Raw genomic sequence first — 11,284 nt, 5'->3', positions numbered from 1 at the left:
CTTCTAAGATTCTTGGAGTCATAAATGGTTGGTAGAGCTAGAAGCAAAGAAACGGCTCATTACCCTCCATTCTTGGTGAAAATGAGCCATAGGGGTCAATCTCGATTTCGGCTTACGACCGTAGATGGTGTGAAGAAGCTATTTCCTACCTTGCTGATGARAGYGCTATTGAGAGTAATTTTGTACTCAATAAAAAACAGCGTCGATTGACCAGAGAAGATTACACCAAAGCTCGCCACGACCTAGATATCGAAAACTATCARAAGGTCTACGATGCTGCGCCACTGTTTCTTAAGGTCGCAATGAGCCTAACACTTGAGACGACTCATGCTGTAAGGGAGATCTATAGGCTTCGTTATCGGATATACAAACCACGGGAAGGCGTTTGTGGGATTCTTTGGAACCCTGACAAAGAGGTGGAGTAYRTTGATGGNCATGCTGTNTATGGAATGCTYTATGTTCACCGAGAGAAGGTGAARAAGTCYGATGCTTCYACTGTAGCTATTCCTGTYACNCAGACGATYAAAGACATYGTCGACCTNTCTAAAACATCGAGRTTGATTTGTCCTTATATCGTTCACCGTAAACCCAAAACAGCAACAACGTGGCATTTCAAAAGAGACTGACCATCTTTATCAGGTTCATCACCATAATATAAGTAAAGAGTTCAGTAAGGTTCGAGACTCTTTAGGGCTTTATAGTCACCTAAAGAAATCTTTAAGACCTACGTACCATGAAATACGTGGATTAGCGTCTCGAATGATTGAACAGCAAGGCCAGAGTGCTACCGAGCGAATGGCGCACGTAAATGCTAAGACGACCAAAACCTATACAGGCACAAGTGACATTATTTGGCACCAAGTGCCACCTGTAGAGGTTATGCCAAAGGGTAAGTAATTTGAGTGGGTAATGTGTTCGGAATCCGAACACTTCTAACTTGTTATGGGACAAAAATCRTTTAGGCTGTTCGGACGGAGTCTACCCTTCAGATAACTTATGTATCCCAAATAGCAAAACAGCATAGCTTCAAATGACGCCGTTCGTGAACGAAAGTGTACAGTAACTTTCAACTATGGCTTATGTGAAAGAGCTATTCTAGGTATCGTGACTCTTTCTTATTGGGATGATTTCATTTCCCTAGTGAACCTACAGTTTTTCAATGTAGAGTATAATTTCACCAACATGAAAGCCCCATTTTGACATGTCTGTCTTATTGAACAATCGCTTCTCANCAATAAGAAACATCCAATCATCGAGTGTTATTTGGTAAGTCGTCCCATCGACTTGGATTTCCAAATCATACTTCCAATACAACGCTGAGCCCCGCGTTTTTCCCTGAGCAATACCGACAACATCGCCCGCTGTGCCTTGATACGTATGATCACTCACTTTCTCTAGTTGCCAAACACGTGTAGATTTTTCACCGTCGTCAAACTCAAACCATTCTTTTATTTCGCCCTTATCTCCCACCCAAGAGGCTACAAGCTTAACGTCAAAACGGCGTAACAAGTTTCCCGAACGGTCTAGCACCATGCCGTAGGCTTTCAATTCACCATCGAAGAACTGCTCCAGTCTTAGCTCAGGTGTTGTTCCTTTGTGTTCATCTAGATTGGCGCTGCCGCAGGCAGAGAGAAGAAAAGCCAAAGAAAGAAACAAAATCTTTTTCATCGATTTAGCCCCAATAGTTGTTTACGCAAAACTGGTTCAGAGGTGTTTTCTGAAAGCCAGATAGATAAGAAGGCAGGACCAAACGTATCCGTGTTTATCGTTCCAATCAGTTCATTGTTGAAATAAAACTGGCTTTGACCGTACTCGCCAATGAGTAGAGTTAATGTGCTNCCTGGTTCTACATTTGGCCATATGCCCACCAATGGTTCTGCCCAGCGGTCAATCTCACTTTGTTCGTAACCTAGGTGCTCCCACTGTTCAATCGTTGCTTGAACGAGAGCATCTCTATCTATTGATTTGAAGTACTCAATTCTGAGCGCTTTTTGTTGTTGAGGAGCTGCTCGGTTGTACAAGACTGGGGATACTTCAGTGGGTTCTTCCACATTTGTCGTACCTGACCTATTTTCTGCTGTCACTTGGTTACTTTTCGCTGAGTTGCGTGCGCCTTCTGTGTAGTAGTCTGCCTTATAGATCGTCCAAAACAGGTAATTCATTTCACCTGAACCTACTTTGCTGAGTTGGCTCACGGGAGACGCCGACACTGCACCGCTAATGAGCAATAAACACAGTAATTTATACATGAGTCACCTCATATTTGGATTGGTAAAGTTCAAGCTGTTTTTTTAGGCAAACAAAAATCGGTAATATTATTGCCCATACAGTCATTAATGACAGGGTGACGTATTCTGTAGCCAGTAACGGTTCAATCACCCCGGCTTTGACGCCCCCCCAATAGCTGCTCGTTCCACCTATTGCGCCGATGACCATAAGCGTTATGACTGAACGATTATTTAGCCAACTTAAGCTGTGATTGAGACTGATTAAGAACATGCTCCACATCATCAACAGCCAAAATGGAAAGAACCCACTTCCAACGCTGAATACACCTAGCTCAAGCTGTAACTTGTCTGCTGCGAAGCCTATAGGGACGAGCAAAAGTAAATAGGCATCTTCTTTTCGCGTTGGTGATAGATAAAAGTGTATCGCCATTAAAGTAAACATCAATGGTGCTGCATGCTGGGTTAGGAAAGCAGCACAGAACCAGCAGACCTGGAATAATACGAGGTTAATAATCCAAAATCGTTTCATCGCCTTGCCCTCTAAAATCTGGTTTTCTTGCCACGACATGATGGGTGCTAATAGAACGTTGTAAGAAGGCCCCTTCGCAGTAACACAAGTAAAAATTCCATAATCGCTTGAACTCATCGTTGTAGCCAAGGTTAATCAGTTCTGACCAATTCTTATCAAACTCAATGCGCCAGTCGTGCAGTGTACGCGCATAATGTAGGCCGATATCGTGGATTTCATGTACCACAAGGTCGGTGTTCCTAGCCATTTTTCCTGTTATTACCGAAACGGAAGGTAAGCAGCCGCCTGGGAATATATATTTCTGAATGAAGTCGACGTTTTTTCGGTATCGGTCGTAGCGCTTGTCAGCAATAGTGATCGATTGAATCAACATTTTTCCGTCGGACTTTAGTAAGTTGGAGCATTTTTTGAAGAACGTGGATAGGTATTCATGACCTACGGCTTCAATCATTTCTACAGACACTAACTTGTCGTAAGACCCGGTTAATTTTCGATAGTCTTGTTTCAGTAACGTGATATTTTCAGCTAGACCAAGCGCATTAATTTTGTCTTCAGCATACTGATGCTGCGCCTCTGAAATAGTGGTCGTAGTGACATGGCAGCCATAGTGCTGGGCTATATAAATAGCAAGCCCACCCCAGCCTGTGCCGATCTCTATCACGCGATCCGTTGCTTTCAGTTCAAGCCTCTCGCAGATGGTTTTCATTTTGAGCTGTTGCGCTTGCTCTAATGTACTCCTTTCTTGGCTGTAAATTGCGCAAGAATACTGCATAGAAGGGTCTAAAAATCGGTTGTAAAGTTCATTACCTAAGTCGTAATGCGCCAGAATATTGCGTTTTGAACCTTGCTCCGAATTCGCGTTTTTCCAACGTAGCAGCTGATTCTTGAATTTACTGAACCACTGCACTTTTTGTTCGACCTTATCGAGTTGGTGYTGGTTGGCGGCCATGACTCGGATAACAGCGGTGAGATCTGGGCTCGTCCATTTTCCGTCCATGTAAGCTTCCGCCGCACCTATGCCACCGCCGAGAACCATGTCTTTATAAAAACTGATGTCGTGAATAACAACGGTACCTGATAGAGATGCCGAACGATCGCCAAACAGCGTGTGCTCACCATCTTCAATGATTTCAATACAGGAATTCTCTAGCTTGGCGAGCACGGTGAAAATCAAACTCCTGTGTTTACTCATGGGTTTTTTCTGAGTACTTTCGTCCGTACAGGTTAAAGCTTGATCTTGTTTCGCTAGTTGTTCCATGTGAGCCTCACTTAATATCGTATAATTTTTATTCTGGTTTCAAACGTTAGAGGTCGTCCCTGGGTGCGCGACAAAAGGAGCGCGCTTCAGAAATAGCTTCAATGCTTGCCAATAAATGCCCGAAACGATTTTTATCGTCATCATCGGTATAGAACGCACGGTTCTTGATATCTCTTTAGCGCTGAATTCGTGTTTCTTCAGAGCCAAAGTGGCGTCGAAGATCTTACTGTCTTTATGGCTTTCAATATGAACCAGGCTGGTTTTCTCAGGCGCACATAGTGTCCAATAGTAATCCATGTCCATATCCATAAAAGGRGAAACATGAAATGCTTTTTTTACTTTCATTTCTCCGCTCATCTCAACCAGATAGTAGTGGCGCTGTCTCCACGGTGTATTGCTGACCTCTGCGAGCATGTACTGGCAGTCACCAGCCTCGTTGTAGCAAAAATAACAATTGATAGGGCTAAAATAGACCCCCAAACAACGTGCCTGTGCCAACAAAGTAACTCGATTATTCATGGACCAATTCCCGCCTAACTGTGCGACTTTATTACCTATACGCTGCTTAAGTGTTCCGGGTTCATTTTTTAAGTAATCTTTTTCATTAAATTGAATGGGGTTGTACCAGTGTTCACCAAAGAGAACACTTTGGGAGAGAAGATTAGTCAACTCGTCGATGTCGATACCCAGCATATAAAGTTGATAGCTGAACTCGTGTTTGACCGCCCCGAATCTCCGGTGGCGCACGTTGCCCCAATATATCCCGCTGTGTGTACTCATAAAGACTCTCCAAACCTTTGAGTCACGTCTAGCGCACTTCTTACACCATCTTCATGAAATCCGTTGTACCAATAGGCTCCTACGAAATGGCAGTGGTTCTTGCCACAAATTCGAGGTCGTTGTTTTTGCGCTTTAACACTGAATGCATCTAACACAGGGTGGTGGTAAACAAAGCTCTGAATGACTTTGTTTGGATCGATGACGTCTGATTGGTTGAGCGTCACGCAGAAAGTGTCACCACTTTGAATTCCCTGCAAAATGTTCATGTTGTAGGTCACACAAGACGGGCGGGATAAGTCTCCATCCAGCATGTAATTCCAACTGGCCCACGCAAGCTCTCTGTCGGGTAATAATTGGGTGTCGGTGTGCAGCACCACTTCATTGCGGCTGTAGGGGATGCCTGAAAGTACGTCTTTCTCGTCGTCAGTCGGATTATCGATGAGAGCTAAAGCCTGGTCTGAGTGACATGCAAAGATGACTTCATCAAAACTGTGTGTATCACCACCTTTCATGATGACCGTCGCTTTGTCCTGTCCTCGAGATACAGACTCAATATCACTTCCCGTGAGCACGGGTTTATTGAGTTTGGTCAAAATCGCGTCTACATACATTCTTGAACCACCAGGAACCACATACCACTGAGGACGATCAACAATGTTAAGCAAGCCGTGATGGTAGAAAAATTGAATAAAGAATTTAAGTTCAAACTTTTCCATTTCTTCTAAGCTTGTTGACCAAATTGCTGCGCCCATCGGCAAAATATAGTGTTGACTAAAAAATTCAGAAAAGTGGTGCTTGTTCAGAAACTCGCCCAGACTCGATTGTTCTTGAATGTTGCCCTGTCTAAATGCGTCCTTGCAGAGGTTATTGAATTTGACGATTTCATATATGAGCCGCCAGAATTTAGGGCGAAATACATTTCGTCGTTGAGCAAACAGCGCATTAATACCGTGACCGTTGTATTCAAATTTTGTTTGTCGATTATGGACACTAAAGCTCATCTCTGTTGCCTGGCGCTGAATGCCAAGCTGCATCAGAAGTTCATTAAAGTTTGGATACGTTCTATCGTTAAAAACAATGAACCCAGTATCTATGGCGTAATCTTGTCCCTTATGTTCAATATCGACTGTTGCGGTGTGGCCACCGACGTAGTCATTTTTTTCAAACACCGTTACGTCGTTTTTTTTACTGAGTAGGTAAGCGCAGGTGAGTCCTGAAATCCCAGAACCAATGATCGCAATTTTTTTCATAATTATCCCATCCTTGTCGCAAGTTGATTCCATATCGACGACGGTAGAAAGCGTAAACACTTCATGATTACAATGAAGACAGTTGGAAAGCTGATGTCGGATTTCCCTTTGGATAATCCAGAAATGATGGCATGCGCCGCCTCTTGCGTGGAGACCATCATTGGCATAGCAAAGGTGTTTTTATCGGTCAACGGAGTTTTGACAAAGCCAGGGCGGACGACCGAGACATTTATGTCGTGTTGTTTGAGTTGTATGGCGAGCACTTTACCCAAGTAGCTTAAAGCCGCTTTCGAAGCACCATAGGCTTCTGCTCGTGGCAGTGGCAATAGCTCCGCACTTGAGCTGACTAGCACCAGTCGACCACCCGGTTTGATGCGTTTGAGCCAAGCTTGCAGTCCGTACCCTACAGAGATTAAGTTGATGTTGATGACGCGTTCAAACTTTTGAGCATCAAAGTTGAGGGCATCATCGATGTATTCGCAGTCACCTGCGTTCAAAATAAGAAGATCGAGTGGCGGTTCATTGCTTTTAACGTTGGGATCTTGTTGGCCGCCACTTTGAATCACGGGGTAGTTGTCGAAATCTGTTAGGTCAAAACACAGCGGTTCTATAGAAGGTTGAAGTCGCTTGAGTTGAGTCAGTTTGGACTCATTTCGACCACAAGCAATAACATTATGTCCGGCTTTCGCATATTCCAGCGCTAGCTCTTCACCTATACCTGAGGTGGCGCCAGTAATGAGTATTTTCATCGTTTCACCGCTCTTGTTTTTATCATTTTGACAAAGGGGCCAAGCACAGGCACATGCTCATATATCATGGATCCAACATCCAAATAGTCGCGATGAAATATGATTAAATCGTCTTCTGCTTTTAGATGAGAGTGGCCAGCGACCGAAACGGGCTTTCTATTGTTCAGGGTGTTGTGGTTAAAGGTCATTGTCCAATAAACAGCGGCTTCGTTACCATTGTGAAACACATGCTCTATGGCAAAATTACAGTGCGTGATGTTGGTGTAGCTGTGTTGGAAACTGTCGATTAATGCCTTAACACCATCGGATCTATGAAGAGGGTCTATAAACACTACCCTTGGGTGATAAATCGTCGACAATGTCGAAAGGTTGTCTGTGTTTAAATCGCGGTATACGCTGATAAAGTTGTCTAACCAAGCTGTCCGTTGCATATTTATCTGCCTTACGCTACCAGTATTATTTGAGCGACTAACTCGTGTTTAGATTATGTTGTTTGAACAGTTCAATTGCCCTTTGTCTTGCATCCTTGTGGTCAACAATGGGTGCGCAATAGAGGTCTCTGTTTTCATGCAACTCCAAATAAACATGAGGGAAATGAATGTGTTTGTCAGGCACATTCTTGAGTTCTGGTAAATACTTACGTATGAACTCTCCGTTTGGATCAAACTTTTTACTCTGTAATATCGGGTTAAACACTCGAAAGTACGGTTGGGCATCGCACCCTGTGCTTGCTGCCCATTGCCAGCCACCGTTGTTTGCGCTCAAGTCGCCATCAATGAGCTGTGACATAAAGAAGCGTTCACCAAGTCGCCAATCAACGAGCAGGTGCTTTGTTAAGAAACTGGCAACAACCATTCTGAGGCGGTTGTGCATCCACCCCGTATTGACCAGTTGTTTCATGGCCGCGTCAACAAGTGGGTAGCCAGTTCTTCCTTCGCACCATGCGACAAAATGAGCGTGGTTATGCTGCCAAGCAATGTGTTGGTACCGTGCTTGAAAACAGTCTCCTTTCGCTAAATTAGGAAAGTGAAACAGTAAGTGCTTATAAAAATCTCGCCAAATTAACTCGTTAAACCAAGCGAAGCCTTTCGCACTCGTATCGCTAAGAATGTTTGGTTGGTGTTGAACAAGCTGGATTGCGAGTAGTCGAGGACTTATCGCACCAATAGCTAAGTAAGGGGAGAGCCCTGATGTACCTTTAATGCCAGGATAGTCTCGCTTCAACGCGTAGTCATCGAGTTTTGTTTCTAGAAATTGTGGGACGACATGTTGCATGACCTGACTGGCGAGTGGCCATTGTGAGGAGTCCCTAGTGGGGTAATCGAACTCTATCGGTGTTCCGTTATCGGTACGTTTCTCCATCGCGGCTCGCTTGTGATGGCTATCGGATAACGTTTGAACTAGACCAATGCCCGTCAGTTGCAGGCGTTTTAGCCATGCGTTTTTGAACGGCGTGAACACCTTAAACATTTGGCCTTGCTTATTGAGTACACTGCCAACAGGCAAGATGGTATCGCAGCTGAACAGTTTCAGTTCAAACGGCGCATGTTGAAGCTTACTATCCCGCTCAATTTCATTTATTTCCGGCTCACGATTTGCGAACACAGTAGAGATAGAGTGCTGTAGGCAGTACCGTGACAGTGTTTCTCGTTGTGCGTCATAGTCTGTTGCGGTCAGATGTATGAGCTTGACCCCTATTTCAAGCAACTCCTGTGCAAGGGCGACCAAATGTCGCTGAATGAAGTCGGCTTGGATAGGGGCTAAGTGGTGATCGTGCCACTGCTTGGGTGTTGAGATGAAAATGGCTTCGGTCGCCCCTGACTTCAGTGCTACATGCAATGCTGGATTGTCGTGTATACGAAGATCTCTTCGAAGCCAAAAAATCGCTTTCGAGTTAGCAGCGCTCAATATCCATACCTTAATCTCAACGCTTTAGGGTGCGGTTCCAAATACACTTGTTCTAACAAATATTCATTTGGGTATACCATTAAATAGTGTTTGATGAGGGTCAATGGTACGAGCAGGGGCGTTAAACCTTGTCGATAGGCATCGATTTCATCACTCAGCTCTTTACGTTTTTCTTTATTGAGCTGTTTCTTGAAGTAGCCTTGCAAATGTTGGAGTGTATTTGAATGGCTTCGGCGTGTGGCTTTAATGGTTAGCGTTTCCATGAGCAGTGCAATGTATTTATCCGCTGTCTCTTGAATTGGATCTTGGGGATCGGCTAGTAGTCGACCAAGTGCTTTGTAACCGCTAATGTTGTGGCTCATGGTGAGATATTTATGGTTACTGTGAAACGTGATTAATTTATGCATCGTCAATCCGCTTACTTTGAGATCGAGCCATTTTTGATAGGAGAAAATCCGAGTGATGAAGTTTTCGCGAATCACGGGATCATTGAGGCGTCCGTTTTCTTCACAAGGCAATAGTGGGTTGCTTTGCATAATTTGTTTTGAAAACAGCCCAACCCCCGTCATTTCAGAACCTTTGCCATCTTCTTGATAAACTTTTACTCGTTCCATTCCGCAGCTAGGACTTTTAGCGCAGAAAATAAACCCAGCTAAATCGTCACTTTGTTTTGCATGTTTTAGTCCAAACTCAGTGAGTGCATCGGTCACATCGGCCGAGCCATCAGGACGAGACACGGTGATGATGTCGTCTTTCGATATTTGCCGAATGGTTGGGCGGGGAATAGGCAAACCAACCGCCACTTCTGGGCAAACAGGTTTGAACTCAACAAACTCGTTTAATTCTTCCATGCAAAAAAATGAGCGTTTATGGCTTTTGTCGTATCTCACTTCCTTACCCGTAACACATGCACTGATTCCAATATTGAGTTTATTCATCATTCCCACCTTTAGTTTAGATAATATGGGTTTGCTCCATTAGCGTGGAGCTAATAAATGAGTTTGCCTAATGGGTTAAATAATTGACTCACACCCTGAGTAAAATGAAGCGCGTCGCTAGATACAGTCAAACAGACACAACCTTCTTGAGTGACCGGTGTGTGGGTATGCTCGCTGTCTAACCAAATGAAATCGCCCGCTTCGTAAGTGCCCATTTCGTCTTCAAACGAGCCTTGAATCAACAGCGTTATTTCAAATCCGTTGTGTGTGTGTGAAGGAACATGACCGCCTTTTGCTATATGAAGTAGGCTGGTTCTTCGCTCACCATCATCAAGATTTAATCTAGCTCTCGACACTTTTCCTAGCCCTTGCCACTCTTTCAGAGCGATTGACTTTATCGCTCTAGGAAGTGAGATACGGGTACCTGACACATCGATCTCAGTGACCGTTGTTGGGAGAGTGTCTTCCTGATCAACAGGCTGCGTCATGATGGATTCAATCAATGATTTAGAGAAGCTCTCGTCTTGTTCTGTCGCATTCTCAATGCCGCTCAGGTCAACCTCTCCAAATTCATCGTGGTCAGTGTTTTCAGTGAAGAATGTGTCGTCGGTATCGAATTCTTTTTGCGCTGCAATTAAGGTGAGCTCGTCGGCAAGCGCTTTACACTCGCTACACATTTCAATATGGCTTGAAATAATGACAGAAACAGAAGCCACCATGTTTCCGGAAACGAACTCTTCTAACAAAGCTCTGCTTGGGTGGTGTTTAATCATGATCTTGCTCTCCCATTTTCTGTCTGAGCTTTTCTAATGCCAAGCGTAAACGTGATTTANTCGTGCCGATGGGGATCCCTAGCTGTTTTGAAAGCTGCTCTTGAGAAAGTTCCTGAAAATAAACGGCCTCTAAAACCACTCTTTGTGCATCAGGCAAGTCTTCAACGACCTTTCTTAATTTTTTAGTCATCAGGTGGTCGCTAAACGTCGATAAGACGGTATCGTTTTCTTCTGCTGCTTGATCCAAAGGCCAAATATCGTCTCCAATATTTTGAACGATGTTGCCTTTGTTTTTCCTCAAAAGGTCGAAAGAAGCATTTCTCATGACCGTGTAGACCCAGGTCGTGGCCGCACCTTTAGATTTGTCATATAGGCGTGCCTTCTTCCAAACGTTTGACATTGTGTCTTGCACAAGTTCGTTGGCTTGATTTTCATCTTTGTGTTGCTTGATACCAAAACGCTTAATCTTTGGAGCAAAGAAGTGAAAAAGTTTGGTAAAAGCGGCTTTGTCCTGATCTTTAGCGACCAAAGATAAGTACAGAGAAAGTTCTTCACCGATTTCTGTCATGGGCTTAGTAATATAGGAGACTCCCGCTTTTGTTTTGGTATTTCCCTCTATGCACTGCATGTTTAACCGCCCTTTTTATAAACCTTATGCTTAATTACGTTGAGGCGTTCAGAAACGATCACTTTTTCTTCATTTCTTTTTCACACGCAGAGCTGAGGATCTCTGTCAGTTGTGTAAAGTCGAGTTGTCGGACGAAATCTGCCTTCTCTTCAAGAGTAAGAGGGACTATTTCCAACAAGCGAGCACATACCCAATGATCATAGTTAAAATGTTGATGTTTATATAGGAAACTGAGTTCTGGAT

The 11,284-nt window shown here is 44.0% G+C and carries 12 protein-coding genes and 2 pseudogenes; 1 reads left to right on the top strand and 13 read right to left on the bottom strand.

Annotation, left to right across the window (positions count from 1 at the left end):
• Positions 1-131: 131 nt before the first annotated feature.
• Positions 132-897, top strand: a pseudogene (locus tag L4C33_RS00505) (site-specific integrase); the annotation flags it as partial.
• 249 nt (positions 898-1,146) lie between these two features.
• Here the strand turns inward: L4C33_RS00505 and L4C33_RS00500 are convergent.
• The 13 genes and pseudogenes from L4C33_RS00500 to L4C33_RS00440 form a co-directional block, all read right to left on the bottom strand.
• Positions 1,147-1,668, bottom strand: a complete 522-nt coding sequence (locus tag L4C33_RS00500; RefSeq protein ID WP_428810532.1) for a DUF3833 domain-containing protein — start codon at positions 1,666-1,668, stop codon at positions 1,147-1,149.
• Positions 1,665-2,162, bottom strand: a complete 498-nt coding sequence (locus tag L4C33_RS00495) for a chalcone isomerase family protein (protein WP_428810534.1) — start codon at positions 2,160-2,162, stop codon at positions 1,665-1,667. The genes L4C33_RS00500 and L4C33_RS00495 overlap by 4 nt, the downstream gene beginning before the upstream one ends.
• Positions 2,163-2,241: 79 nt before the next feature.
• Positions 2,242-2,757, bottom strand: coding sequence for a DUF2878 domain-containing protein (locus L4C33_RS00490; RefSeq protein WP_428810531.1), 516 nt, complete (start codon positions 2,755-2,757; stop codon positions 2,242-2,244).
• A complete protein-coding gene (locus L4C33_RS00485) occupies positions 2,735-4,015 on the bottom strand; it encodes a class I SAM-dependent methyltransferase (RefSeq protein WP_428810530.1) in 1,281 nt (426 codons plus the stop codon). The genes L4C33_RS00490 and L4C33_RS00485 overlap by 23 nt, the downstream gene beginning before the upstream one ends.
• A gap of 39 nt (positions 4,016-4,054) precedes the next feature.
• A complete protein-coding gene (locus L4C33_RS00480) occupies positions 4,055-4,795 on the bottom strand; it encodes a DUF1365 domain-containing protein (RefSeq protein WP_428810529.1) in 741 nt (246 codons plus the stop codon).
• Positions 4,792-6,045 carry an NAD(P)/FAD-dependent oxidoreductase gene (locus tag L4C33_RS00475; protein ID WP_428810528.1) on the bottom strand — a complete coding sequence of 418 codons (1,254 nt, stop codon included), beginning with the start codon at positions 6,043-6,045 and terminating at the stop codon, positions 4,792-4,794. The genes L4C33_RS00480 and L4C33_RS00475 overlap by 4 nt, the downstream gene beginning before the upstream one ends.
• A gap of 2 nt (positions 6,046-6,047) precedes the next feature.
• Entirely contained in the window at positions 6,048-6,794 is a 747-nt protein-coding gene (locus L4C33_RS00470; protein WP_428810527.1) for an SDR family NAD(P)-dependent oxidoreductase, read from the bottom strand.
• A complete protein-coding gene (locus tag L4C33_RS00465) occupies positions 6,791-7,225 on the bottom strand; it encodes a nuclear transport factor 2 family protein (RefSeq protein WP_428810526.1) in 435 nt (144 codons plus the stop codon). Before L4C33_RS00465 ends, L4C33_RS00470 begins: the two co-directional genes overlap by 4 nt.
• Before the next feature lie 37 nt (positions 7,226-7,262).
• The gene (gene phrB / locus L4C33_RS00460) at positions 7,263-8,702 is read right to left on the bottom strand and encodes a deoxyribodipyrimidine photo-lyase (protein WP_428810525.1); all 1,440 of its coding nucleotides are present in this window, start codon (positions 8,700-8,702) and stop codon (positions 7,263-7,265) included.
• On the bottom strand, positions 8,699-9,643 hold the full coding sequence (locus L4C33_RS00455; protein WP_428810524.1) for a YbgA family protein: 945 nt from the start codon (positions 9,641-9,643) through the stop codon (positions 8,699-8,701). Before L4C33_RS00455 ends, phrB begins: the two co-directional genes overlap by 4 nt.
• Before the next feature lie 47 nt (positions 9,644-9,690).
• Positions 9,691-10,413 (bottom strand): ChrR family anti-sigma-E factor, encoded by a 723-nt coding sequence (locus L4C33_RS00450; protein WP_428810523.1) that lies wholly within the window; start codon positions 10,411-10,413, stop codon positions 9,691-9,693.
• Complete coding sequence (locus tag L4C33_RS00445) at positions 10,406-10,981, bottom strand: sigma-70 family RNA polymerase sigma factor (protein WP_428810533.1); 576 nt, start codon at positions 10,979-10,981, stop codon at positions 10,406-10,408. Before L4C33_RS00445 ends, L4C33_RS00450 begins: the two co-directional genes overlap by 8 nt.
• A gap of 118 nt (positions 10,982-11,099) precedes the next feature.
• Positions 11,100-11,284: pseudogene (locus L4C33_RS00440) on the bottom strand (LON peptidase substrate-binding domain-containing protein); the annotation flags it as partial.

It is taken from the genome of Vibrio makurazakiensis, assembly GCF_050337375.1.
Lineage (GTDB): Bacteria > Pseudomonadota > Gammaproteobacteria > Enterobacterales > Vibrionaceae > Vibrio > Vibrio makurazakiensis.
The sequence above is the reverse complement of the archived record's forward strand: the minus strand, read 5'-3'. Positions and strand labels throughout refer to the sequence as shown.